Source organism: Prevotella koreensis (genome assembly GCF_003977605.1).
GTDB classification, from domain to species: Bacteria; Bacteroidota; Bacteroidia; order Bacteroidales; family Bacteroidaceae; genus Prevotella; species Prevotella koreensis.
On record NZ_RYYU01000001.1, the window covers coordinates 1015910 to 1041039 of the forward strand.

The following is a 25130-nucleotide window of genomic DNA, read 5'->3' on the forward strand; positions in this document are numbered from 1 at the left end:
CACACATTATGATTTCAGTTGAAGGATTGAGAGTCGAATTTGGTGTCAAACCGCTATTCTCAGGTGCAAGTTTCGTGGTGAACGACCGCGACCGTATAGCACTTGTGGGAAAAAACGGCGCCGGCAAGAGTACGATGTTGAAGATACTTTGCAGACAGCAACGCCCCACCGGCGGTGTTGTCAGTATTCCGTCTGAAACCACTATCGGATATTTGCCGCAGGTTATGGTACTGCAAGACGATACCACTGTGCGCGAAGAGGCGCGCAAAGCATTTGCCTACAACACAGAAATGAAGGCAAAACTCGACGACATGAACCGTCAATTGGCAGAACGCAGCGACTATGAGAGTCGGGAATACATGGAACTCGTGCAACGGTACACCGAGGAACATGAGCGATATATGATGCTTGGTGCAGAGAATTATGAGGCCGAGATTGAACGCACTCTCGGTGGATTGGGTTTCGGACGCAACGACCTTGAACGCCCCACGAGCGAGTTCAGCGGTGGCTGGCGCATGCGTATAGAACTTGCAAAAATTCTTCTGCAAAAACCGGATGTGCTGTTGCTTGACGAGCCGACAAACCACCTCGACATAGAATCGATACAATGGCTTGAACAGTTTCTGGCACAGAGTGCTAAGGCCGTTGTACTTGTGAGTCATGACCGTGCTTTCATCAACAATGTAACCAACCGTACTTTAGAGATAAGTTGCGGCAACGTGATTGACTATAAGGTGAAATACGATGAGTATGTGATGCTCCGTAGCGAACGCCGTGAACAGCAATTACGTGCATACGAGAACCAACAGAAAGAAATCGCTGAGGCTAAAGCGTTCATCGAGCGTTTTCGCTATCAGGCTACAAAGGCTGTTCAGGTGCAGCAGAAAATACGTCAGTTGGAGAAGATTGTCCCGATAGAGATTGACGAGAAAGATAATTCGGCCTTGCATCTGAAGTTTCCTCCCTGTCTTAGGAGTGGCGACTATCCAATTATTTGCGATGAGGTTGGCAAGTCATACGGTGATCATCAGGTATTCACTAATGTCAACATAACCATAAAACGTGGTGAGAAAGTGGCTTTCGTAGGCAAGAACGGCGAGGGAAAATCAACGCTCGTGAAATGTATAATGAACGAGATACCATACGATGGCATGCTAAAGATTGGGCATAACGTGCAGATAGGCTATTTCGCACAGAACCAAGCACAACTCCTCGACGACTCGCTGACGGTGTTCGAAACAATCGACCGCGTGGCACGTGGTGATATTCGTTTACGCATAAATGATATTCTTGGTGCTTTCATGTTCGGAGGTGAAGAGTCAGACAAACGCGTGAAAGTGCTTAGCGGAGGTGAACGCAGCAGGCTGGCAATGATAAAGTTGCTGCTCGAACCTGTAAACCTGCTGATTCTCGATGAGCCAACAAACCATCTTGACATGCCTTCGAAAGATGTGTTGAAAGAGGCAATAAAGACTTTTGACGGCACTGCTATAATTGTAAGTCATGACCGCGAGTTCCTCGACGGACTTGTATCCAAGGTATATGAGTTCGGAGGCGGTAAAGTCAAAGAACATCTGGGAGGAATCTACGACTGGATAAAATCGCCCGTTCAGGCAATACGGATGACTGGCGAGGCAAGCATAGAGAATAAGAAAGACAGTCCCGCAAAAGAAAATCAGAAGCAAGGTTCTACAGCATCAATGTATTATCAAGACCGTAAAGAAATGATGAAGCGCATTTCACGACTGCAAAAGAGCATTAAGGAGAGAGAGGCTAAGATTGAAAAGATAGAGGGACGGATGAACGAACTCGACAAAATACTATGCACACCGGAGGGAGCAAGCGACATGACAGTAGTAACGGAATACACATCGACAAAGAAATTGCTCGACAATGAAACAGAACGTTGGGAACAACTGTCTATCGAATTGGAAGAAATACAAAATGAAATAAATATTTAACTAACTCTTTATTATGAAAATCAAAACATTAATGACAACATTGCTTATTGCCGCGGCAACGACAGGAGCCAACGCACAAGCACAGAAATCGGGAATACATCCCGAGAATCTAAACAGGAACGTGAATCCAAGTGAAGATTTTTACGAGTTCGCTTGTGGTGGTTGGATGAAGAACAACCCGCTACCTGCGGCGTTCTCACGCTTCGGTTCGTTCGACAAACTGGGCGAAGACAACAATCAACGCATCAATACTATCCTTACAGAACTGCAGAAAAACTCGTATGCTAAGGGTACTGTTGAACAGAAACTGAGCGATTTTTACAAACTCGCAATGGACTCTGTAAAACGTAACCGCGAAGGAGTGAAGCCGGTAATGCCGACATTGAAAGAAATAGCATCAGCCAAAACCATTGACGACCTACGCGCTTTCCAAAATAAATATGCTGCTTTCGGATATGGAGTTCCTATGGGTATGGGCTTCGGTGCCGATGAGAAGAATGCCTCAATGAACATTCTCAACATACATCAAGGCGGACTAATACTCGGCCAGAAAGAATATTATCTTGACAACGACAAGGCTACCAAGGAAATACGCGATGCTTACAAGAAGCACATAGTACGTATGTTCCAGTTGTTTGGATTCAAGAAAGGTGATGCAAACAAGAAGATGCAATTGATTCTCAACTACGAGACAGCATTGGCTAAGGTCAGCAAGAGCCGCACCGAACTGCGCGACGTGGAAGCAAACTACAACAAAATGACATTGAAGGAGTTCAATGCCAAATATCCTAACATTCCGCTTGAAAAGTTCCTTAATGCCGAGGGAGTGAAGAGCGAATTCATACAGGAGATGATTGTGGGACAACCGGATTTCTTGGCAGGTGCCAACACGCTTATCGGTAGTCACGACGTGGAAACACTGCGTGCTTACATAGAGTGGGATGTGATTATGGGTGCAGCCGGTTATCTGAGCGATGACATAGTTGCTGCTAACTTCGATTTCTTCGGAAAGACAATGCGCGGACAGAAAGAGAATCACCCACGCTGGAAGCGTGCTACCAGACAAGTTGAGAATCAGATGGGAGAAGCACTCGGAAAAATCTATTGCGAACGTTACTTCCCTGCCACATCAAAGGCTCGCATGGAACGCCTCGTGAAGAATTTGCAACTCGCATTGGCCGAGAGACTGTTAGCACAGACTTGGATGGAGACTGATACCAAACTGGCTGCTCTGGCAAAACTCAGTTCATTCTACGTGAAGATTGGTTATCCCGACAAGTGGAAAGACATGAGCGGACTAAATATCGACCTTTCAAAGTCATACTATGAGAACGTGCAGGCATGCAAAATTTTCTGGGACAAGGAAGATATCAATAAAAAAGCAGGTAAGCCTGTTGATAACACGGAGTGGTTTATGAATCCACAGACGGTTAATGCTTACTATAATCCTTCTACCAATGAGATTTGCTTCCCGGCAGGTATTCTACAATACCCGTTCTTCGATCCAGAAGCAGATGACGCTTTCAACTATGGTGCAATTGGTGTTGTGATTGGTCATGAGATGACTCACGGTTTTGACGATCAGGGTCGTCACTTCGACAAGTCAGGAAACATGATTGACTGGTGGACTGAAGCCGACAGCAAGGGATTTGAGGAAAAATCAACTATGTTTGATACTTTCTTCTCTAACATCAAAGTGTTGCCTGACCTTAATGCAAACGGCAGACTCACACTTGGCGAGAATCTTGCCGATCATGGTGGTCTGCAGGTGTCTTATGCAGCATACAAAAACGCCACAAAAGGACAAAACCTACCTGTTGTTGACGGCCTAACTGCCGACCAGCGTTTCTTCCTTGCATACGCAGGAGTATGGGCAGGAAACATAAATGAGAAGGAAATACGTTCACGCACGAAGAGTGACCCACACTCACTCGGTCGCTGGCGCGTAAACGGAGCACTGCCACACATTGACGCATGGTATGAGGCGTTCGGTATTAAAGAGGGTGACAAACTCTTCATTCCGAAGAGCCAGCGTCTCGATCTCTGGTAATACATTATTAAATTTATCTAATACAGTTTCGGCATTCTATGCTTCACAGCAAAAGATGCCGAAACTTTATTTGTGGTAGTTCCTATGTTCAGGAACAATATATATGAAAAAAAGCACTGCCAAAATGGTTCTCTAAAGTACAGAATAGTTTGCAGACAAAATACCAAAACTTGCAATCTCCGATGAACCGATAATACAAAATTCGGGCTTATATGACAAAAATGTGCTTAAAATCCTTGCAACTGTCTAATAATCATTATCTTTGTTCTATTTATATTTTTATGGCAAAAAATCTGCTTTTATTGTGGCTCAAAATCGACTATAAAACGTGGTCATCTTAATGGTTGTCAACGCTGGTATTGTAAGTGCTGTAAGAGGAGCTTTGTCGGACATAAGCGTCTTACAAATACCATTGTTAACAATCGTTATTCCAAGGGTAATCTTACAATCAAAGATCTATCAGAGGAGTACGGAGTTTCAACCAGGACTATTTATAGGAAGCTCACCAAATCTTATAAAGAAGACCTGCCCAACCTTCTTGTTCGTCCGGTAGTGGTTTTAATGGATGTCACCTATTGGGGACGTAATTTTGGTGTAGTTATTATGAAGGATTCATTGTCTGGTGATGTACTTTGGTTTAAGTTTATCAATAGGCATGAACGTCTTGAAGATTACAAAGAGGGCATAAACTACTTGGAATTACTTGGATATACCATTCAAGGTCTTGTATGCGATGGTTTTAAGGGACTTAGACAAGCTTTCCCCAATTATAAATTCCAATTATGCCAGTTCCATCAAGTAATGACTATAAAGACAAAACTAACCTCAAGACCCAAACTTGAGGCTTCTAAAGAACTGCTTGCAATATCCAAGATGTTATGTCATACGGACAAAGAGTCCTTTATTGGGGCTTTATAAGAATGGTATACTAAATGGGAGGATTTTCTTAAGGAACGAACAACAACAGAAGATGGTAAATCACATTATACTCATAAAACTCTACGTAGTGCTTTTTTGAGCCTTAAAAGGAATATGTCGTGTTTGTGGACATACTATGATTACCCTGAGTTGGAGATACCAAATACCAACAATGCTATTGAATCACTTAATGCAGATTTAAAGACAAAATTGAACCTACACAAGGGAATCAGTACGGAAAGAAGAAAGATCTTCATTCAGGACTTTATAAAGTCCCATTCCCCTAAAAAATAAAAGGGGAATGGGAGTTTTTAAGCACATTTTTGTCACATAAGAGAGAACGACTCTAAAATAAGCACATTTTTGTCATATAAGCCAAAGTTCGTATTATCGGATCATCGCAAGTATTGTAATGTGTTGCCATAAAGGCATTTACAGTCGTCAACAAGAGAACAACACATAATCCCATAAGACGTTAAATGTGTGTTTGATCAACATCTTTATCCTATGCTTTCAGTCTGTCATAACGGCTCAATATATCCATCAGTCTTCGTTCAATTTCAGCAACTCCGCCGAGAATATCAGACTCAATGTTTAGCGGCATCACGGGGTCATGCAACGACATTCGTAGCAAGAACCAGCCTTTTTCTTGTTCACCATTGCAACTTATGCGTATTCCTTCGTGATTCGGACTTACTATTTCCCAGTCATTTATTCCTTTGATGAGTTCCGGAAGTTCACTCAATACGATTTTTCCATAATCTGCGAAATCATCACAGGCTATAGTGAAGCGTATCTCCTTGCTTTCGGCAGGCTGATGCAAGTTTGAAATCAACGATGAGAGAGACTCTCCCTTTGCATTAAGTTTGGCGGCCTCAACCAGAAGTTTGGCAATCAAGAACGCTCCATCGTCAAGGAAATAATTCTCCCTAAGGGCAGCATGTCCGGAAGTCTCGATAGCAAGCCAACTCTCTGTACCCTCTTTATTCAGGCGCAACGACTCATTGATGACATTCTTATATCCACGTTTGAATCTGTGATGAACACCTCCATGCTCCTTTATGAATGTGGCAAGTCCCACAGAAGTGATTGAATCGGTGACAATAGTGCTGCCCGGATGCTCTTTCAATACTATGGCAGAGATAAGCGCAATCAAAGAGTTACGGTTGATAGGCTCTCCGTTTTGGTCAACTATGGCTGAGCGGTCAACATCGGTATCGAATATTATACCTAATTGAGCATTGTTGCGTATCACCGCTTCGCAAATAGACTGCATAGCATTTTTATCCTCAGGGTTCGGGATATGGTTCGGAAACATTCCATCAGGTTCGAGGAATTGACTGCCTGAGATGTCAGCACCCAACTGCGTCAACACTTTAGCAGCAAAGAAACCACCTGCTCCATTGCCGGCATCGACGATAATCTTCATCCCTTTAAGCGGTTGTTCATATTCCGTCAAACCTGCTCCCTTGCGAATATAATCTACCAATATTGAAGCATAGACATTCATGAAATCATATATCTCAACGCTTCCTTTGATATCGGCAGACTCAAATCTTCCGCTCTCCGCTATACTCAATATTGCAGAAATATCCTTTTTATCAAGTCCTCCGTTCTTTGTGAAAAACTTCAGTCCGTTACGGTTGAAAGGCAAATGGCTTGCCGTAATCATAATACCCGCAGTGGTAGGCCGTTTCTTATCTACTGTTGCCATAAACATTGCCGGCGTTGACGCAATGCCACAGTCAAACACATTTGCACCATTCTCGATGAATCCCTCCACGAGAGATGCCTTCAATGCAGGTCCCGATATTCTCGAGTCGGTTCCTACTGCAATGCTCGGTCTTTCAATTCCGGTCTCTTCCTGTAACCACTTCACGAATGATTGTGCCAACATTCTAACCACTTCGGGTGTAAGGTTAACATCCTCCCCCATTACTCCTTCAATCGCTATTCCGCGAATGTCTGAGCCATTTTGAAGTTTCTTCCAATTCATGTAAAAAAGATTATGATATGTTCAGTATTAAATTAGTGTTGCAAAATTAAATAAATAAAACGAGTTAGAAGAATATTTTAGTATAAATCAGTGTCTTAAATCAGATATTACTTGTATTCCAAATATACGATTTATAAAAAATGACACATCAAAGTATTATAAAAATATTCTTCTTTTTGCACGCACATCATCTTTTCATTCAATGTTGCGTACTTTTTATATTCCATATTTCTTCAGTTCTCGTTTGTATATACCTATATATTCGAGTGGTTGTCAATATACTCTTCAAGTTCATCCATTTGGCATATTCCTCTGTCATGATGCAGAGTTACACATTAATATATTATGAATCAGGATTTATTCCCAGCCATATTAAATATTCTTACGATTAATCGTGAGCCCCTATTTATCAATCCTTACTCCTCGTATGTTATTATCACATTTTCGTATCCTAACGCCTTGAATATCTTGGTGAATTGCTCGGTACATGAAAGTTCGGCAGACTTTATATTAACAGATGTCAGACATCGTTTCCGCATCATGTTGTAAGCTCGCTTGTACAGTGAGGCACGGTCACTGTCAGACCATGACCCACTTTCATAGAAAGACTGTGTGCGTCCCTCGTCTATGAAGTTATTGTCAAGCAATTCTATTCGTGGCAAACGTGCATTTAGCGTGTCGTTACTCACCGTAAGCCATCCCGGGGTGGTCTTGTGCATATTCACTCCAAGACGTAGCGTACCGTAGTAAATGCGCACAAGTTCATCGTTACTGAACACCCCATTCCTCATTGTGTCAACAAGTTCCTCATCGGTAATCGAAAGGAACTCCCATTCTCCGATGTCCTGCATAGACTTTATAAATGTCGGAGAGGGTGATATTGTCTGACTGACAGCGGTTTCTATGTGATCGCGCTTCAGTTTTGACACGAAGATAGCGATTGCAATTACCACAACAAGCACAATGAACGACCATGTCAGGCATGCCATCTTGCCGAATGTAAATATTTTATTTTCTTTCATATCATATACTATTCATTATCCCTTAACATCTACCTTTATGACACTCAAAATATCATCGGAAGGAAAATCCTTACGAAACGTTATCGTAATGTCTTCTTCCTCATATCCCATTTGCCTCAGCATCGGCACCAACGTACGCGTAGCACTTTCCTGTGCCATGTTTACAATGCCCAATTTCGGTATGTCGTTGATGATTGCCTTTCTCCCCTGCATTGTATATTCGGCAAGTTCCTTGTCGCTGAAGTTCGATCGAAACAGCGACACATGCTTTTTTATTTCCTCATGATTGATTCGCGTTTCAGTAAGTTCAACCTGTGGGTCGGGCAATGTTATCTCAATCTTTTTCCCGTCATGCCTCACGTTTTTCTCCGAAAAGTCAGAAAAGTCTATATATGCCTTGATTGTAGCATCCATCGGAATTGCCACCTTACGCGAACCAAGAGGCAGAGGAATGTCGAAGTCTTGTTGCATCAAACTTCCTTTTATCTTCACCTCATCATCGTGTGTTATTATCTTATGTACCTTGAAATCAGCCGTATATAACTTGGAACACTTCTTCACTTGCGTTATCAACGTAACGGGTGTCATGTCTTGTATGCCATTGGATTGGGCTTTGTCATCAGCAGATGCGTTCTCTTTATTGCCGCATGCAATCGTTGACAGAAGTGCGATTATTATAAATAATTTCTTCATCTTGTTTTTAATATTATTATTGTGCAAAGTTAAAAGAAAAATCCAATGCAAGGAAAATATGGCGGCATAAATTTTGATTTTATAAGGATTTTGGTTAATTTTGCATGAAATTTACTACATATGAAGTATTTCACATTCGCGCTATTAGCCTCAATATGCTTCCTTACAGCATGTAAGGACGAAAAGAAAAGCACCGACATCATAACACAGAAGCCGGTGATTGTCAAGAAATCGGGTCCGGAAAAATTGGAATCTACCGACTATACAGAATCCGTACAATGGCTGGGGAAAACATACACCATAGAAATACATCGCCATGCTGACACGGAACTTCCGATAACACGTGACGAGTCGGGAGTTGAATATTATGACAACCGCGTATCAATAAAGGTGTTACGACCGGACGGCACAGAGTTTTTCAGTCGCGAATATACCAAACAATCGTTCCGTGAATACCTCAACGAGGCAACAATAAAAGACGGAGCCTTAATTGCCGTGGTATTCATGGAAGTCAAAGGCGACTGTCTTGTATTTGCTGCAAGTGTGGGTTCTCCCGATGCCATGAGCGACGAATACATCCCGCTTGTATTGACTATTTCGCGTATGGGCGACGTTCACATTGAGCGTGACAACAGAATAGACGAAGTTCCTAATACGGAAAACGAGACAATGCAGAATGTATCGGAAGACGAAGAAGGCGTTTAAGACCTTATAAGGACATTATATTCGGAGTCGAACTCTTTCGGGTGTATTCCGTTGAAGATTGCATTTATCAGACAGTTGGCAAGGATTTCCTCTTCTACGAGATCTACCTTGCCTATTTTCTTCACCTCCATTCCAAGAAGAACATCCCAAGTTGCCTTGAAATCGCTGTCTTCTGCACCGTAATAGCAGTCCCCACTGTCAGTGTCTTCGAGCATCTTATATCTTATACTCTTGTTCGTTGAGGTGTATCTCGTATCAAGCATTATGTTGAACGCTTTCTTGAATTCTTTCTTGTGACGTTTCGCATTCGGATACATCAGTGCAATGGAAGGAAAAACCTCATCGAACTCGAAACTTTGTATCAATTCGTTTAATTTCATCTTTTTCTTTTGTTTTTTATATGTTTTTACTCTTATCGATACTCAGAAAAGTCTCAATACATAATATTGTATTTTGCTATTTGGGCGAATTTGCTTTGCAATTTGGGCGAGATTGGTTTTCAATTTCGCCTAATTTGGTTTTCAATTTCGCCCAAATTGGTAATTAAGAGCATTTGAACAAAGTTGCAATATACCTGATAACCGACTTTATTTCAATATCTTAATGTAAGTTCAACAGGGCAATGGTCAGACCCGAATACTTGGTTGTGTATCGTTGCACCTTCGATTTTTTCTGCCAGGCGCTCTGAAACCACAAAATAGTCGATGCGCCAGCCTGCATTCTTCTCGCGGGCACGGAAACGGTAACTCCACCATGAATAGGCGTCTGTGGTGTCCGGATAGAAATATCGGAATGTGTCTATGAAGCCCTGTGATAACAAGTGTGTGAATTTCTCGCGTTCCTCGTCGGTGAATCCTGCATTCTTACGGTTTGTCTTCGGGTTTTTGAGGTCTATTTCCTTGTGTGCCACGTTCAAGTCTCCGCATACTATCACAGGTTTCTTTTTATCCAAGCGTTTCAGATAAGCAAGGAAATCATCTTCCCATCTCATTCTGTAGTCGAGCCTTTTCAGTCCGTCCTGAGAATTTGGAACATAAGCCGTGACAAGGAAAAAGTTCTCCATTTCAAGCGTAATTACTCTTCCTTCATGGTCGTGCTCGTCAATACCTATACCGTAAGCCACGCTTATAGGCTCGTGCTTTGTGTATATTGCTGTCCCGGAATATCCTTTCTTATCAGCATAGTTCCAATAAGACCGGTATCCATCAAAATTCAAATCGAGTTGTCCCTCCTGCATTTTCGTTTCTTGAAGACAAAAGAAGTCTGCGTCCATCATTTTGAACGACTCTTCAAAGCCCTTTCCTACGCATGCTCTAAGGCCGTTGACATTCCAAGATATTAGTTTCATCATAAGCAGATTTATATCATTTTAGTTATTTGCAAAGTTACGTATAAATCTCGAAGCGGCAAAACTTTTGCACTGAAATGTTAAAAATAAAGTACTTGTTCAATTGCAACAATCAAAACTACGGAAAATAATTTGGCAAATAAAAAATAATTTGTAACTTTGCAGCCGATTTGCAAATTAATGGCTGAATTTTGATAATAATATAGTCCGTGGAGGCTCGGTAAAGAGGCATCACTATGGTGTCCGCCTTGCGGAAAAAACCGTTTACAAATAAATAAATGTACGCAATTGTAGAAATTAACGGTCAACAGTTCAAGGTTGAAGAAGGTAAGAAACTCTTCGTAAACCACATCAAAGACTCAGAAGAGGGTCAGACTGTTGAATTTGACAAGGTTCTCCTCGTAGAAAATGGAGGTTCTGTCACGGTAGGTGCACCAACCGTAGAAGGTGCGAAGGTAGTAGCCGAAGTGAAAAAGCCGCTCGTTAAGGGCGAAAAGGTGATTGTTTTCAAGATGAAGCGCCGCAAGGACTATCGCAAGAAGAACGGACACCGCCAGCAGTTCACCGAGGTTGTAATCAAATCAGTTAACGCTTAAAACAGAGGAGGAACAAGAAATGGCACATAAAAAAGGTGTAGGTAGTTCTAAGAACGGACGCGAGAGTGCATCACAACGACTCGGCGTAAAAATCTGGGGCGGACAGAAGGTTATAGCAGGCAACATAATTGTACGCCAGCGTGGTACACATCACAACCCGGGTGAAAACGTGGGCATCGGTAAAGATGACACACTGTTTGCACTGGTTGACGGTGTAGTGAACTTCAAGAAAGGTCGCAGAAACAAGAGTACCGTCTCAGTAATACCACAAACTGAAGCATAACAAACAAAACAAACTTATTCCAAACAAACAACAGAATCCCGCATTTCAAACGAAATGTGGGATTTCTGCTTTGTTATATGTATGCGCCAAACAATCAGTGTCAAGTTTTGGAGGTTACAAATATTTTTCTTACTTTTGCATCGTTATACAGAAATCGTATTAAAAAACATATTATGCTTACTCTAAAACTCATAAGCGAGGAAACGGAACGCGTTATTCGCGGATTGAAAAAAAAGAATTTTAATAATGCAGAAGAAGCCATAAGTGAAATTCTCGATATGGACAAGCGTCGTCGTGAGGCACAGCAGAAACTGGATGCCAACCTCTCGGAGGCAAAGAAAATGGCTGCACAGATTGGCGCTCTGATGAAAGAAGGAAAAAGAGAAGAGGCCGATGCCGTGAAAGAAAATGTCTCAAATATGAAAGAGGCGAACAAAGCACTTGAGGCAGAGATGGACAATGCGCAGAAATGTCTTAACGAGATGCTGTGCCAGATACCAAATATACCATACGATGAGGTGCCCGAAGGTTCTTCGGCCGATGACAACCGCGTAGTGAAAAGCAATCTGCGAGAATGTCGAGAGGGAGACACCGTGGCAAATTGGAATGCCAACCCGGAAATTAAAGGTGCTCGCTTGCCACATTGGGAACTGGCAAAGAAATATAACCTCATTGATTTTGACCTCGGAGTTAAGATTACCGGTGCCGGATTCCCGGTTTATATCGGTAAGGGAGCACGACTGCAAAGAGCATTGATAAACTTCTTTCTTGACGAAGCACGCAAGTCGGGATATACAGAAATCATACCTCCCACGGTAGTGAATGCCGCTTCCGGTTATGGCACAGGACAACTGCCTGACAAGGAAGGACAGATGTATCATGCAGAGACTGACGATTTCTACCTTATACCAACGGCAGAGGTTCCGGTAACGAATATATATCGTGACGTAATAATAGACGAGAAAGACCTTCCGATAAAGAATTGTGCATATACGGAGTGTTTCCGTCGTGAAGCCGGTTCATACGGTAAAGACGTTCGCGGTCTGAACCGTCTGCATGAATTTGCAAAGATAGAAATCGTGCGTATCGACAAACCCGACCATTCTAAAGAGAGCCACAAAGAGATGTTGGAGCACGTGGAAGGATTGTTGAAAAAACTCGAATTGCCATATCGTATATTGTTGCTTTGCGGCGGCGACCAATCGTTCACGTCTTCTATATGCTACGATTTCGAGGTATATTCAGAGGCACAGGAAAGATGGCTTGAGGTTTCGTCTGTGAGCAACTTTGACAATTATCAGGCTAACCGACTGAAATGCCGTTATCGTAATCAAGAAACGAAGAAGACGGAATTGTGCCACACACTTAATGGTTCGGCTCTTGCACTTCCACGCATTGTGGCCGCACTACTTGAGAACAATCAGACAGAAGAAGGCATTCGCATACCTAAAGCAATTGTACCATATACAGGTTTTGAAATTATCGACTAATGCAAGCCTTTTAATACAATAATCTTAAAACCCTAATAACGTAATTAAAAACATAATGAATTTATGAACAAGATTATTAACAAGAAACAATTCTCGGAAAAAGTATTTCTGTTCGAGATAGAAGCACCGCTCATTGCAAAAAGCCGGAAAGCCGGAAACTTTGTAATCGTTAGAGTTGGTAAGAGAGGCGAACGCATGCCGCTTACAATCGCCGATGCAGATATAGAGCGAGGAACTATTACACTTGTTGTGCAGAAAGTAGGACTTTCGAGCATTAAACTCTGTAACCTTAACGTCGGAGACTATGTTACTGATGTAGTAGGACCTCTTGGAAATCCCACCCATATAGAGAATTTCGGAACCGTTATTTGTGCCGGCGGTGGCGTAGGCGTTGCACCAATGCTACCTATCATAAAGGCACTGAAAGCAGCAGGAAACAGAGTATTGTCTGTGATTGCAGGACGTAGCAAAGATCTTGTTATACTTGAAGACGAAGTACGAGCATGCTCTGACGAACTTATCATCATGACCGATGACGGTTCATATGGAGAAAAGGGTGTAGTGACAGTGGGTATAGAGAAATTCATTAAACAGGAACCGAAAATAGACAAGGCTTTTGCAATAGGTCCTCCTATCATGATGAAGTTCTCATGTTTGCTCACTCATAAATACAACATACCGACAGATGTGTCACTGAACACCATAATGGTGGATGGTACAGGTATGTGTGGAGCATGCCGATTGACAATAGGCGGAAAGACAAAGTTTGTGTGTATCGACGGACCGGAGTTTGACGGAGCACTCGTTGACTGGGATGAAATGTTCAAACGTATGGGTACTTTCAAGCGTGAGGAACAAGAAGAACTTGCCCATTTCGAGAGTCATTTGGATGATGAAGCCAATTCTGATGCGAAAGATTCCGCAACCAGCGACAGAATATTGATTGACACAAAGCCCACAGACGACCCTATCGAGGTGCTCACTGACAATAAAGCGGAATGGCGCATGACTTTGAGGAAGAGCATGAAGCCGAAAGAGCGTATGAGTATAGAGCGTGTCATCATGCCTGAACTTGACCCTGTTTATCGTGCCACGACACGAACGGAGGAGGTGAACATCGGATTGACAAACGAAATGGCACTTACTGAGGCCAAGCGATGCCTCGATTGCCCGAAGCCTTCGTGTGTTGAGGGATGTCCTGTTAATATTGATATTCCTTCGTTTATAAAGAATATCGAGCGTGGACAATTCCTCGCTGCTGCAAAGGTATTGAAGAACACATCGGCACTCCCTGCCGTTTGCGGTCGCGTTTGCCCACAGGAAAAACAGTGTGAAAGCAAATGTGTGCACCTGAAGAGTGGTGGTCAGCCGGTCGCAATAGGTTACTTGGAGCGTTTCGCTGCCGACTATGAACGTGAAAGCGGAAATATCTCTCTGCCAGAAATTGCACCTAACAATGGAATAAAGGTTGCTGTCGTTGGTTCAGGTCCTGCGGGATTGAGTTTTGCCGGCGATATGGCTAAGAAAGGTTTCGATGTCTATGTATTCGAGGCACTGCACGAAATTGGTGGTGTGTTGAAGTATGGTATTCCGGAATTCAGACTTCCAAACCGTATCGTAGATGTTGAAATAGAGAATCTTGCTAAGATGGGTGTGCATTTCCTTACTGATGTCATTGTAGGAAAAACCATCTCGGTGGAAGAACTTGAAGAGCAAAATTTCAAGGGAATATTTATTGCTTCGGGAGCCGGTCTTCCTAATTTCATGAACATACCGGGCGAGAATGCAATAAATATCATGTCGTCAAACGAATATCTTACACGAGTAAATCTTATGGATGCCGCCAATCCTATTGCCGACACACCGATAAATCCGGCAACGAATGTGCTTGTGGTGGGTGGCGGAAATACGGCGATGGACTCATGCCGCACTGCAAAACGTCTCGGAGCAAACGTTACACTTGTATATAGACGCTCTGAAGCAGAGATGCCTGCACGTCTTGAAGAGGTGAAGCATGCTAAGGAAGAGGGAATCAATTTCCTCACATTGCATAACCCGATAGAATATATTGCCGATGAAAACGGAGCCGTCAAACAAGCCGTTATGCAGGTAATGGAACTTGGAGAGCCTGACGCGAGCGGTCGCAGATCGCCGGTTCCCGTTGAAGGCAAGACTATTACGCTTGATGTTGACCAAGTAGTGGTTGCTGTTGGCGTATCTCCCAATCCGCTTGTTCCGAACTCTATAAAAGGGCTTGAACTCGGAAGAAAGAACACCATTGTTGTAAATGAACAGATGGAGAGTTCACGCTCGAATATCTTTGCCGGTGGTGACATAGTTCGTGGTGGTGCCACTGTTATCCTTGCTATGGGTGACGGACGACGCGCCGCGGCCGCAATGGCAGAGAAATTATTGTCTTAAAACATACGTAATGTGCTTATGAGAATATTGATTGTTGTGTTATCATTGCTACTTTCCGTACCGACAATGGCACAGAAAGGTAAGAAACGTTCGCAAAATCGAAAGGCAGCAGTAGATAAAGAAAAACCTACTGCCGAACAATTGATGTTTGAGAATATGCTCACTTCTACTCGTCAGTTGATGATTATAGACAGTATAATTGTCAATAAGAATGACTTTCTGAGCAGAATACCATTGCCTTCAGAGTGTGGAGCACTCTCCGGCAACGAACATGGGGCATCGTTTCAAAATGATTTCATCAACAAGAAATATTTCTCAAAGCGTGATACTGCCGGAGTTTCCAAAATTTACACAGCAGATTGTTTGGCAGGACAATGGACAAAGCCGCAAGAACTTTCAACTTTAGGGAATGCCGACTACCCTTTCCTAATGGCTGATGGGACTACATTATATTTTGCAGCGAAAGGAGAGATGTCGCTCGGAGGGTATGACATTTTTGTCACACGATATGATGCTGATAACGGCTCTCTCTTAGAACCGCAGAATATCGGATTGCCTTTTAATTCTTTTGCCAACGACTATCTGTATGCAGAAGACGAAATTGATTCGCTTGCATGGCTCGTGACAGATCGTAATCAGAGTGAAGGAAAAGTGTGCATATATACGCTTGTGCCTAATACTCATAACACTTATGATGCCTCAAAGTATTCCAAGGATGCTCTTATCGGATTGGCTTCCATTTCGAGTATCAAGGATACGTGGGAGAATAAGTCGGAAAGAGATGCTGCGATAAAACGTCTTAAGGCGTTGAATAAGGGAATAGAAAAAAATAATAAAGAAGATGTTGTTTATTTTGTCGTAAACGACAGAGTGACATATACTTCCATTTCCCAATTCAAGTCTTCCACTAATATGCGTGAGTTCAGGAAACTTCAGTCTCTTACGAAAGAAATTGAGAACAACTATAAGACGTTGGAAGACTTGAGAGACAAATTTTCTTCTGCCGGAATGTCTGTCCAAAGACGAATGTCGGAAGATATTATTGCACTCGAACGAAGAGTTAGAGAACAAGAAAAAGAAAGACGCAGTATCGAAAAATCAATAAGAAACACAGAGAATTTATTAACTAAATAATTAAAAGGTTATGGCAAAAAAATATTTCCCGGAATCGGAACTTATAATCAATCCGGATGGTAGTGCATTCCACCTTCATCTTAAACCGGAACAACTGGCAGACAAGGTGATTCTTGTTGGCGACCCAGGACGTGTGGCAACTGTTGCCGAACATTTTGAAACCAAAGAATGTGAGGTGGAGAACAGAGAATTCAAATCTGTAACCGGAATTTATAAAGGCAAACGCATCACGGTACAGAGCACCGGTATTGGATGCGACAATATTGACATTGTGGTGAACGAATTGGATGCACTTGCGAATATTGATTTCAATACTCGCGAGGAAAAAACAGAGCATCGACAACTTACTATCGTTAGAATCGGTACCTGTGGAGGTTTGCAACAGAACACACCTGTTGGTACTTTTATCGCCTCTGTAAAGAGTATCGGTTTTGATGGGTTGTTGAATTTCTATGCAGGACGCAATGAGGTGTGTGACCTGGAATTTGAGAAGGTTTTCACCGAGTATATGAACTGGCGTCCTCAACTTGGTGCTCCGTATGTTGTTGATGCCGATCCCGAACTTATCGAACGGTTGGCACAAAATGACATGGTGCGTGGTGTGACTATCGCATGTGGCGGATTTTATGGACCTCAGGGCCGTGAACTGCGTATCCCGCTTGCTGATCCAAAACAGAATGAGAAGGTTGAAGCATTTGAGCATGACGGTCTTCACATAACAAACTTCGAGATGGAGAGTTCTGCCGTTGCCGGTCTTTCATTACTGCTCGGACATAAGGCTATGACTTGTTGCATGGTTATTGCAAATCGCTTGGTAAAAGAAGCAAATACAACATATAAGAATAGTATAGACGATCTTATTAAAGTTGTACTTGACCGTATCTAAAATAACGACAACAAGGATCATAATATGATTTCATTCGAAAGTGATTATAATAATGGAGCACATCCCCATGTGCTCCAATATCTTTTAGACACTAACGATAGTCAAAGCGCATCGTATGGCTATGACGAATGGAGTGAGAGTGCGCGCATCAAAATTCGTGAGGCGTGCCGGTTGGAAAATGCAGGTATATATTTTCTTGTTGGCGGCACTCAGACGAATGCAACTGTTATTGATTCCCTGTTATCACAATACGAAGGTGTAGTATCGGTAGATACAGGACATATCAATGTGCATGAATCGGGAGCGATAGAGGCGAGCGGGCATAAGGTAATCACCCTACCCTCCCATGAAGGAAAGATGCACGCTGAGGATTTGTTGACACTCTTGAAAAAATTCCATGCCGACCCGACGTGTGATCACATGGTTTGGCCGGGAATGGTTTATATCACTTTCCCGACAGAACTCGGTACTATATATAAGTCTTTTGAGATTGAAGAGATACAAAATATATGTAAACAGTACAATATTCCATTGTTTGTTGACGGTGCTCGTTTGGGATATGGATTGATGTCTGATGAATGTGACTTCGACCTTCCTTGGCTTGCACGCCATTGCGATGTTTTCTATATTGGAGGTACGAAAATAGGTGCATTGTGTGGGGAAGCAGTGGTGTTTGCCAATAACAATGTTCCGAAACATTTCTTTTCGATTATGAAACAACATGGAGCCTTGCTTGCAAAGAGTCGGCTTGTGGGTGTGCAGTTTGATGCTCTTTTCACGGATAATCTGTATTTCAATATTTCGCGCCATGCAATAGATATGGCGATGCGTATGAGAAAAATATTCTCAAATGCAGGTTTCTCACTCAAGGACTCTCCCACTAACCAACAATTTATTGTTCTTTCTAATATACAGATGGAACGTCTTGCACAATATGTCGCATTTGAGACGTGGGAACCAATAGACGATAATAACACATTGTGTCGCTTTGTAACAAATTGGGCAACTAAAGAGAGCGATCTTGAAACACTTAAAAATGCCATTTCTTCCATATAAATTGATATGATAAAGACCGATAACGATACTATATGCGCACTTGCAACAGGTCAAGGCGGTGCATTGAACATTGTTCGCATCAGTGGCGAAAATGCAATTTCTATTGCAAGTACTATTTGCAAAGGAATTTCAGTTAACACTCCGGCAAACACAGTTCATCACACCAACATTTATGATGATAAAGGAAATATTATCGATGATGTGATGGTTAGTGTTTTTCATGGGCCACATAGTTATACGGGGGAAGATTCTGTGGAAATATCGTGTCATGGCTCGAGATATATCACAACAAAGATTATAGAATCGCTTATTCTTAGCGGATGTAGGCAAGCGATGCCGGGTGAATATACACAGAGAGCGTTTCTTAACGGTAAACTGTCATTGGAACAAGCGGAAGCGGTGGCCGACCTTATCGCCTCTACAAATGCTGCGACACACAAAATGGCATTATCACAACTGCGTGGTAATGTGTCATCAGAACTCGTAATGCTCCGTGAACAGTTATTGAAAATCACCTCACTGCTTGAGTTGGAACTTGATTTCTCCGACCACGAAGATATTGAATTTGCCGATCGATCCGAACTCCTTGCACTGGCAAATATCATTGATAAAAGGATTTTAACACTCGCCCACTCTTTTGAAACAGGTAATGCTTTGAAACGAGGAATTCCGGTAGCCATCATAGGAAAGACAAATGTGGGAAAATCCACTCTGCTCAACAGACTTCTGAAAGACGAACGTGCCATAGTATCAGATATACATGGCACGACACGTGACACCATAGAAGATATAATGGACATCAATGGTGTGCAGTTCAGATTTATTGATACGGCAGGAATACGCCAAACATCAGACGAAGTGGAACAGATAGGTATTGATCGCACTTATCAGACTATTGATAAAGCGCGCATCATACTATGGGTTATAGATTCGCTTCCAAGCCAAGAAGAATTGTGTGACATTTTGAAGCGAACGCAAGACAAGACATTATTAATATTGCAGAACAAAATTGACAAATGTCCTAACAACATATTAAAAATCGAGGACTTTCAAAAAGACTTCACTACGATTCAAGTTTCTGCCAAGAATGGCACCGGCATATCCTCACTTGAAGAATCGATATTCCGCTCTGCAAACATTCAAGAGTTCACAGAAAATGACATTATTATTACCTCTGTACGTCACTATGATGCCTTATTGCGTGCCCACGATAATCTGACCCGTGTAATCGAGTCACTTGAAAATGGCATTAGTGGCGACCTTATCAGCGAAGACCTACGTCTCGTTATCTCTCAACTCTCCGAAATAACCGGCAATGGTATAATAACCCCCGATGAAGTCTTAGGAAATATTTTCAAGAACTTTTGCATCGGTAAATAAACCTATAAATTCACACATTTGACCATCACAGTAACAATAGCCTATAGTGGTAGCATCAAAGGATAGTAAAAAAACAAGTTTTTTTTATCAAATCCGGCATTAAAATTATTGTTAAATTCGTCGAGAATACAGAAAAAACCTGTAATTTTGTCCTCGATAATCATAGCGGATTTTATTTGTATTTTATTTATTTAAAAAAAGGTACAACATTTTCCGTAAATTACCAAATTTTATGATGAGTTTTTATACCGAACTCGCGTAAATAATTTAAAACATAGATATGGAATGGCACCACCAATTAACATAGAAGACTACTATACATGCGGATGGTATACCGTAGTAGGTGTGAATGGAATGGATAAATGAGTTCTTCGTCCTATTGTTGGTATTGACATCAACGAGATTGAGTTGATAGAGAATGCTATGATAGTAAATGAATAATAATTGATTAACGAATTTATGAGTATAACAAAGATTCACAGGATAGTGACGATGGATATCTGCCAATCGCACCCTAATAAGAAAGCATACAATACAGACACATATTATGCGAAGTTAGCAAACCAACTACTTGACGATTTCAGGCAACTACGTTTGGACTTTGGCAAGCAGACTTCACCTATCATGCGGTACACATCAATCCTATTGGCAAACTATATGGAAGACATAGTAGCCGACAGTGGCCAATGGAGGTCATTTTCAGCCCTAAACCAACAGATGTTTGGACAGACAATTCCTATGTATCATGATGTCGAGGCAGAATATTATCCTGACGAGCCAAGTTTCGAGGCTGTAAGATTCATAGTATGGCATGCTGTAACAGAGATGGACGATATTTGGTGGAATGCAGATGACGAATCGCTTAGAAAAATGGCAATAGCGGCTTTCGACAGGCTGGACAGAACATTCGAACAAGCACCCGTCAACGACCAACTGACAAACGACATCACCGATATGCTCCGTCAGGCTGGTGAGGATTTCCTGAAGATGAGACCTGCACTGATCTGGATATTCAAGGACTGCTATCTGACCAGAAGTTTTACAGCAGAAAAGTTGATTGAGACACGCATAAAGGAGGCCGATGGCATAAACAACCTGATGCCAACAGAGTCCATGCGTATGTTCTATGCCATCATGTACAGCATCTTTACTTACAAAATTGCCCCTTTTGCTCTCGAACCAAAAGAGTATGTAGCAGCCTTGATGCGCACGAGGTCGATGCTTCGTGAGGCTCAGCAAATCATGGATATAGAGGTACTGCCCATGGGCTACTACCAGTACACTATAGATGATAATGGTCAATGGCTCCAGATGCTCCGTACCAATGGTAAAAAAATAAGGGTAGCCCGTGAAGAGATAACGCTTGATGACTACGACTTGCGCCGACATGACGGATGCTGTGCTATTTTCGTGAAATATCTAGGAAAATGGCACATGAACGGCATCATGATTCCTATTACAGATATGGTTAGCCACTGGAATGATTTTGTAAAGAATGATCCCGATTATAAAGCAGAAGGAACGTGCGATGTGACAGGTAAAATGCTATTGAAGCAGTCTGGTGGCAAGGAAATCATTTATTTTCAAGATCTCGATGATATGAAGAGTTATCTGATGAAGAATATGTCCTATCAGTTAGAACATTTCGACTTCTTCAAAGAGCAAGACCTGACGGGAAAGCATCCCTTATTATTCATTGACAAGAACGCCAAGAAATACGCGCTTCATTTCTCATTTGATTTTACACAATGCATAGCAGACCCAACCAATCCCTACTACGACGCTACGATTGAACGTAAGAACTCCATAGAAATGCTTTGGAATGATAAGAGCATAAGTAGTGAAGCCATCCTCTATCTGTTAGAACACAACTACATACCAGATATTTATGATGATGCCCTAATCAGCCAGGAGAGTTCTCCAGAAGAGAAACAAGCAGATGTACGATTCCTACTGAGATATATGAGAAGAGAGAATTATTGATACGTTCACACATTGAAGTAGATTTCGAATTGCACTGACCCGTTCATCTGTCAGATTGGCAATACCAGTGTTCTCTATAAATGCAAATCCTTCTTTATTCTTGCCAATGACAAACTTACGTTCACTGCCGTCGATGTTGGCAAGGCAGGTAAAAATTTACATTTTATACCTGCTCAATGCGGATATTAAAAGCCGCATGTCCGTTGATAGTCTATGCGAGTTCGGGATAAAAAACAATAGTATCCCAAATACCTGAACCGCAACGAGGACTGAACATCCTGCGTATGAGCAACAGAACGACACGTAAACTATTAAAGAAATGATATAACTTAACGTGAATGAGCATAAATTATACGTAAATGGTACATAAATAATTGGGAAAGGTATTCCATATTACCCAATGTAAGCGAATTATAGTCAAAAATGACTTTTAGTTTCAACAACGAGCGGGAAGAGGGTAAGGACAAGCCAGCATCTTCTCGCCACTAAGACCGTAATTGATGCGAACGATAAATTCTTTCATTTTACTTTGTGTATTCTGCCAGTTCTGTCAGCCGACCTTTGCCCAGCGCAGGGTGTGGCTGGCAGACTTGCCACCTTATGACCGTGCGGTAGTTGTCGTAAAATACTTTGAGGGACTAAACGGCTGGAAGGATTTTATCCGTATGTTGGGTATAGGCATCAGCTGCAACCAGGAGAGCACTTCACGGCAGATATGACGGAAAGGCAGGCAGACTCGCTTATCCGTGCCGACCTTTGGAAATGCTTTGAACACTTCAAGGGGTATGGTAAGGATGCACTATTGCTAACCTTGCTTGCCTATAACGTGGGTGTTGGACGATTGCTCGGTTATGGCAAGCACCCCAAGAGCCAATTATTACGAAAGGTAGAGGCTGGAAACAGGAACTTTTATCGGGAGTATATCTCTTTCTGCCGATACAAGGGGAAGGTTTTGCGTGGATTAGTCAAACGGAGGCACGTGGAGTTTGCCCTATTTTATGTACCTTGATACATCAATCCGTCCCACGCAACAGACTTGGTAAGAATTTAGCCCTAATTTGAAGGCTTTTTTTGTAGAATACCGCTATACTTTCAAAGATAGATTCCTTATCAAGAGTTGCTGTATAGGTTATCCTCTTGTTCTTTCTTTTCTTTCATCCACCCTTCCTTATAAAGAAGAATGCCGTTGACTCCTTGTACGATGGTGATGTTTTCTTCGTCGATGATTTTTGTTACGCTCATAGTCTTATGTTTTGGGGTTATTGTTCGTTTTCAGTGCTTTCTCTTTGTGGTTTCACGCAGCGGAACAAGCAGACGGAAGCCATTTTTTCTGTCAGCACGTCATCGCCATACATACTCCGAAGTCGGCTTTCGGCTTCAGCGAAGGTGTCGTATGGAGGGTGGAAAAATCCTTTTCTTTCCATTACTTTCTTAACAAATAAATCAGCCAATCGGCGTTCGCCCTTGACATAAAAGCAGCCGCAGAAGCAACCGCCGGGTTTCAGCACGCGGAAAATCTCGGCAAAGGCTTTTTCTTTCTCAGGGAAAGCCTGAAAGCCGTTCATCGACAGTACGCAGTCGAAGATCTCGTTGGCATAGGGAAGTTCTCCGACATCTCCTTGCTCCAAAGACAGGTTGGCTATCTCCTCTGTCTCTTTCCGCAAAGCCGCAATGGCTATCATTTCTTCCGAATAGTCCAAACCAACGATCTCGGCATCTTTCATCCGGCGATACTTCTCGGCGGTGAAAATGGCAGTGCCGACAGGCACGTCAAGCAGTCGTCCCCGAAAATCGTCCGGTATGAGATCAAGCACTTTCCGAGCCAAGAGATTAGTGTCTTCGTTCCAAATAAATCGCATATATATCTTTGACCACCACTTCCGTCCGGTCAATAGGTCGTCGTAATGTTCCATCATCCTTTGGTAGGAATTGCTCTGTCTGTTTGCCATCATTTTCTTATCAAGAATGTTCATTTCTTATTTTGCAAAAGTACGATATCTGCTTCGTTCTTGCAATCGCCAATAATAATGATTTTTATTTCGGGTATCCTCTATGTATGTGAATAGGGAATCACAGAATATCATTGCGGATAAGGTAGAAAATACTGCGAATGTGTTTCGTATAAAACTTCAAAGGCGATGGCAAGGATACACTCCTGCTGACCTTGTTTGCCTATAATGTGGGTGTAGGTCGCTTGCTCGGTTATGGAAAGCGACCCAAGAGCCGACTGCTGCAAAAGATAGAAGCCGGAGAGAGAAATTTCTATCGGGAGTATGTTTCATTATGCCGATACAAGGGCAAGGTTTTGCGTGGACTGGTGAAGCTAAACTGTATCAGCACCATGCCGAACGAAGGTATCCATGCGTTCAACCATCCGGCTTGCAATGTGGTAAAAAATGAATGTTCCATAATGTTTCCGTGATTATTGTCTTTTCATACATTTGTTCAATGTCAGAAGCGATACGGCAAAAATCAGGGTATGCACCAGATTGTTCCATCCGCCCGCTATCAACAGAAGAAACGGTTGCGGCAGCATTTTCCAAAGGAAATTGAGCCAGAGGGTGATCAACGGCGTCACTATCACTGTCCAGTGAGGGAATGAAGTCTGCTTTTGCAGCACCAATACAGAAAAGAGCAACCAGCCGATTCCCATTAAGAAAAAAGAAAAGCCGCCCAACCAGCCGGTATAGGAGAGCAAATGGTCTATGATTTCAGGATGTCCCTGCGACGATACGATGCCGAAAGCCGGAAAGAAGGCATGATAAGCACCTCCGACTATTATACTTACGGATAGGGAAGCGAGCATGCAGCAGGCTGTTTTTCGTCGCTCTTTCTTAACCCTGATAAACAAATGATAGAATCCGATGATGTACAGAACCGCCGCCAATGGTCCTATTATCCCTCCGGCAACGAGACGCTCCAAGGGCACCGTGCCCATAGAAAGCAGCAGATCTTTTTCCCGATCGGGAATGGGTTGTGTCGTAAAATACAGCAACATGTCGCCAATATACATCAACAGGCTACCCGTTATTCCTGCATATCCGGTCAATCTGAGTTTTTTATCCATACCTTTTTCTTGTTATTTGAAATACGATATCTTTCTAAGATATTCATTCCGAAAAATACTTCTGCAATCATAAATCATGATATAATAATGAGATTTACAAAGATACACAAATAGAATATCGTTTGCAATCGCCAATAATAA

The 25130-nt window shown here is 42.3% G+C and carries 21 protein-coding genes and 3 pseudogenes; 16 read left to right on the forward strand and 8 right to left on the reverse strand.

Features of this window, described 5'->3' with window-relative positions:
• The first annotated feature begins 8 nt into the window (after positions 1 to 8).
• The 3 genes from EHV08_RS04405 to EHV08_RS11925 all read left to right on the forward strand — a co-directional run bounded on the left by EHV08_RS04405 (position 9) and on the right by EHV08_RS11925 (position 4929).
• Positions 9 to 1961, forward strand: a complete 1953-nt coding sequence (locus EHV08_RS04405) for an ABC-F family ATP-binding cassette domain-containing protein (RefSeq protein WP_126678256.1) — start codon at positions 9 to 11, stop codon at positions 1959 to 1961.
• Between the two features lie 13 nt (positions 1962 to 1974).
• On the forward strand, positions 1975 to 4011 hold the full coding sequence (locus EHV08_RS04410; RefSeq protein WP_126678257.1) for a M13 family metallopeptidase: 2037 nt from the start codon (positions 1975 to 1977) through the stop codon (positions 4009 to 4011).
• A gap of 291 nt (positions 4012 to 4302) precedes the next feature.
• The gene (locus EHV08_RS11925) at positions 4303 to 4929 is read left to right on the forward strand and encodes an IS256 family transposase, variant Zn-binding type (RefSeq protein WP_455430452.1); all 627 of its coding nucleotides are present in this window, start codon (positions 4303 to 4305) and stop codon (positions 4927 to 4929) included.
• Positions 4930 to 5434: 505 nt separating this feature from the next.
• On the opposite strand, the gene EHV08_RS04420 is transcribed toward EHV08_RS11925, so the two are convergent.
• The 3 genes from EHV08_RS04420 to EHV08_RS04430 all read right to left on the reverse strand — a co-directional run bounded on the left by EHV08_RS04420 (position 5435) and on the right by EHV08_RS04430 (position 8640).
• Positions 5435 to 6925, reverse strand: a complete 1491-nt coding sequence (locus EHV08_RS04420) for a phosphohexomutase domain-containing protein (RefSeq protein WP_126678258.1) — start codon at positions 6923 to 6925, stop codon at positions 5435 to 5437.
• 416 nt (positions 6926 to 7341) lie between these two features.
• Entirely contained in the window at positions 7342 to 7947 is a 606-nt protein-coding gene (locus EHV08_RS04425) for a DUF4230 domain-containing protein (RefSeq protein ID WP_238988007.1), read from the reverse strand.
• Positions 7948 to 7962: 15 nt separating this feature from the next.
• Positions 7963 to 8640, reverse strand: a complete 678-nt coding sequence (locus EHV08_RS04430) for a DUF4230 domain-containing protein (protein WP_126678259.1) — start codon at positions 8638 to 8640, stop codon at positions 7963 to 7965.
• 120 nt (positions 8641 to 8760) lie between these two features.
• Between EHV08_RS04430 and EHV08_RS04435 the strand changes: the two genes are divergently transcribed.
• Positions 8761 to 9345, forward strand: coding sequence for a DUF4738 domain-containing protein (locus tag EHV08_RS04435; RefSeq protein ID WP_126678260.1), 585 nt, complete (start codon positions 8761 to 8763; stop codon positions 9343 to 9345).
• Here the strand turns inward: EHV08_RS04435 and EHV08_RS04440 are convergent.
• Both EHV08_RS04440 and EHV08_RS04445 read right to left on the reverse strand, forming a co-directional pair.
• Complete coding sequence (locus tag EHV08_RS04440) at positions 9342 to 9725, reverse strand: hypothetical protein (RefSeq protein WP_126678261.1); 384 nt, start codon at positions 9723 to 9725, stop codon at positions 9342 to 9344. The genes EHV08_RS04435 and EHV08_RS04440 overlap by 4 nt on opposite strands.
• Before the next feature lie 212 nt (positions 9726 to 9937).
• Positions 9938 to 10696: an exodeoxyribonuclease III gene (locus EHV08_RS04445; protein WP_126678262.1), complete on the reverse strand. Its 759-nt coding sequence runs from the start codon at positions 10694 to 10696 to the stop codon at positions 9938 to 9940.
• Positions 10697 to 10971: 275 nt separating this feature from the next.
• On the opposite strand from EHV08_RS04445, the gene rplU reads away from it, so the two are divergent.
• The 11 genes and pseudogenes from rplU to EHV08_RS04500 all read left to right on the forward strand — a co-directional run bounded on the left by rplU (position 10972) and on the right by EHV08_RS04500 (position 22931).
• A complete protein-coding gene (gene rplU / locus EHV08_RS04450) occupies positions 10972 to 11289 on the forward strand; it encodes a 50S ribosomal protein L21 (RefSeq protein ID WP_126678263.1) in 318 nt (105 codons plus the stop codon).
• Positions 11290 to 11308: 19 nt separating this feature from the next.
• Positions 11309 to 11572, forward strand: a complete 264-nt coding sequence (gene rpmA / locus EHV08_RS04455; protein ID WP_126678264.1) for a 50S ribosomal protein L27 — start codon at positions 11309 to 11311, stop codon at positions 11570 to 11572.
• A 173-nt stretch (positions 11573 to 11745) separates the two neighbouring features.
• A complete protein-coding gene (gene serS, locus EHV08_RS04460; RefSeq protein WP_126678265.1) occupies positions 11746 to 13062 on the forward strand; it encodes a serine--tRNA ligase in 1317 nt (438 codons plus the stop codon).
• A 63-nt stretch (positions 13063 to 13125) separates the two neighbouring features.
• Complete coding sequence (locus EHV08_RS04465; RefSeq protein ID WP_126678266.1) at positions 13126 to 15483, forward strand: bifunctional dihydroorotate dehydrogenase B NAD binding subunit/NADPH-dependent glutamate synthase; 2358 nt, start codon at positions 13126 to 13128, stop codon at positions 15481 to 15483.
• Positions 15484 to 15501: 18 nt separating this feature from the next.
• The gene (locus tag EHV08_RS04470; RefSeq protein WP_126678267.1) at positions 15502 to 16617 is read left to right on the forward strand and encodes a TolB-like translocation protein; all 1116 of its coding nucleotides are present in this window, start codon (positions 15502 to 15504) and stop codon (positions 16615 to 16617) included.
• Positions 16618 to 16627: 10 nt separating this feature from the next.
• Entirely contained in the window at positions 16628 to 17503 is an 876-nt protein-coding gene (locus EHV08_RS04475; RefSeq protein WP_126678268.1) for a nucleoside phosphorylase, read from the forward strand.
• A 24-nt stretch (positions 17504 to 17527) separates the two neighbouring features.
• Positions 17528 to 18559, forward strand: coding sequence for a threonine aldolase family protein (locus tag EHV08_RS04480; protein WP_126678269.1), 1032 nt, complete (start codon positions 17528 to 17530; stop codon positions 18557 to 18559).
• Between the two features lie 6 nt (positions 18560 to 18565).
• Entirely contained in the window at positions 18566 to 19939 is a 1374-nt protein-coding gene (gene mnmE, locus EHV08_RS04485) for a tRNA uridine-5-carboxymethylaminomethyl(34) synthesis GTPase MnmE (protein ID WP_126678270.1), read from the forward strand.
• A 459-nt stretch (positions 19940 to 20398) separates the two neighbouring features.
• On the forward strand, positions 20399 to 21922 hold the full coding sequence (locus EHV08_RS04490; protein ID WP_126678271.1) for a DUF3843 family protein: 1524 nt from the start codon (positions 20399 to 20401) through the stop codon (positions 21920 to 21922).
• A 420-nt stretch (positions 21923 to 22342) separates the two neighbouring features.
• Positions 22343 to 22411: pseudogene (locus EHV08_RS04495) on the forward strand (DUF3872 domain-containing protein); the annotation flags it as partial.
• Between the two features lie 11 nt (positions 22412 to 22422).
• Positions 22423 to 22931, forward strand: a pseudogene (locus EHV08_RS04500) (glycoside hydrolase family protein).
• 101 nt (positions 22932 to 23032) lie between these two features.
• Here the strand turns inward: EHV08_RS04500 and EHV08_RS11795 are convergent.
• Together EHV08_RS11795 and EHV08_RS04505 are read right to left on the reverse strand one after the other, a co-directional pair.
• Positions 23033 to 23164 (reverse strand): hypothetical protein, encoded by a 132-nt coding sequence (locus EHV08_RS11795; protein WP_262707381.1) that lies wholly within the window; start codon positions 23162 to 23164, stop codon positions 23033 to 23035.
• A 17-nt stretch (positions 23165 to 23181) separates the two neighbouring features.
• Positions 23182 to 23895, reverse strand: coding sequence for a class I SAM-dependent methyltransferase (locus tag EHV08_RS04505; RefSeq protein WP_126678272.1), 714 nt, complete (start codon positions 23893 to 23895; stop codon positions 23182 to 23184).
• A gap of 152 nt (positions 23896 to 24047) precedes the next feature.
• Here EHV08_RS04505 and EHV08_RS04510 point away from each other — a divergent pair.
• A pseudogene (locus tag EHV08_RS04510) lies at positions 24048 to 24344 on the forward strand (hypothetical protein); the annotation flags it as partial.
• On the opposite strand, the gene EHV08_RS04515 reads toward EHV08_RS04510, so the two are convergent.
• Positions 24345 to 24989: a DUF6796 family protein gene (locus EHV08_RS04515; protein ID WP_126678273.1), complete on the reverse strand. Its 645-nt coding sequence runs from the start codon at positions 24987 to 24989 to the stop codon at positions 24345 to 24347.
• Positions 24990 to 25130 lie beyond the last annotated feature (141 nt).

What these genes read in the sequence shown, in the direction of transcription:
- EHV08_RS04440 (WP_126678261.1), bottom strand. Translation starts at nt 9,725, where the DNA reads ATGAAATTAAACGAATTGATACAAAGTTTCGAGTTCGATGAGGTTTTT.
- EHV08_RS04435 (WP_126678260.1), top strand. Translation starts at nt 8,761, where the DNA reads ATGAAGTATTTCACATTCGCGCTATTAGCCTCAATATGCTTCCTTACA.
- mnmE (WP_126678270.1), top strand. Translation starts at nt 18,566, where the DNA reads ATGATAAAGACCGATAACGATACTATATGCGCACTTGCAACAGGTCAA.
- EHV08_RS04490 (WP_126678271.1), top strand. Translation starts at nt 20,399, where the DNA reads ATGAGTATAACAAAGATTCACAGGATAGTGACGATGGATATCTGCCAA.
- rplU (WP_126678263.1), top strand. Translation starts at nt 10,972, where the DNA reads ATGTACGCAATTGTAGAAATTAACGGTCAACAGTTCAAGGTTGAAGAA.
- rpmA (WP_126678264.1), top strand. Translation starts at nt 11,309, where the DNA reads ATGGCACATAAAAAAGGTGTAGGTAGTTCTAAGAACGGACGCGAGAGT.
- EHV08_RS04410 (WP_126678257.1), top strand. Translation starts at nt 1,975, where the DNA reads ATGAAAATCAAAACATTAATGACAACATTGCTTATTGCCGCGGCAACG.
- EHV08_RS04505 (WP_126678272.1), bottom strand. Translation starts at nt 23,895, where the DNA reads ATGAACATTCTTGATAAGAAAATGATGGCAAACAGACAGAGCAATTCC.
- EHV08_RS04445 (WP_126678262.1), bottom strand. Translation starts at nt 10,696, where the DNA reads ATGATGAAACTAATATCTTGGAATGTCAACGGCCTTAGAGCATGCGTA.
- EHV08_RS04425 (WP_238988007.1), bottom strand. Translation starts at nt 7,947, where the DNA reads ATGAAAGAAAATAAAATATTTACATTCGGCAAGATGGCATGCCTGACA.
- EHV08_RS04475 (WP_126678268.1), top strand. Translation starts at nt 16,628, where the DNA reads ATGGCAAAAAAATATTTCCCGGAATCGGAACTTATAATCAATCCGGAT.
- serS (WP_126678265.1), top strand. Translation starts at nt 11,746, where the DNA reads ATGCTTACTCTAAAACTCATAAGCGAGGAAACGGAACGCGTTATTCGC.
- EHV08_RS04470 (WP_126678267.1), top strand. Translation starts at nt 15,502, where the DNA reads ATGAGAATATTGATTGTTGTGTTATCATTGCTACTTTCCGTACCGACA.
- EHV08_RS04405 (WP_126678256.1), top strand. Translation starts at nt 9, where the DNA reads ATGATTTCAGTTGAAGGATTGAGAGTCGAATTTGGTGTCAAACCGCTA.
- EHV08_RS04420 (WP_126678258.1), bottom strand. Translation starts at nt 6,925, where the DNA reads ATGAATTGGAAGAAACTTCAAAATGGCTCAGACATTCGCGGAATAGCG.
- EHV08_RS04465 (WP_126678266.1), top strand. Translation starts at nt 13,126, where the DNA reads ATGAACAAGATTATTAACAAGAAACAATTCTCGGAAAAAGTATTTCTG.
- EHV08_RS11795 (WP_262707381.1), bottom strand. Translation starts at nt 23,164, where the DNA reads ATGAGCGTAACAAAAATCATCGACGAAGAAAACATCACCATCGTACAA.
- EHV08_RS04430 (WP_126678259.1), bottom strand. Translation starts at nt 8,640, where the DNA reads ATGAAGAAATTATTTATAATAATCGCACTTCTGTCAACGATTGCATGC.
- EHV08_RS04515 (WP_126678273.1), bottom strand. Translation starts at nt 24,989, where the DNA reads ATGGATAAAAAACTCAGATTGACCGGATATGCAGGAATAACGGGTAGC.
- EHV08_RS04480 (WP_126678269.1), top strand. Translation starts at nt 17,528, where the DNA reads ATGATTTCATTCGAAAGTGATTATAATAATGGAGCACATCCCCATGTG.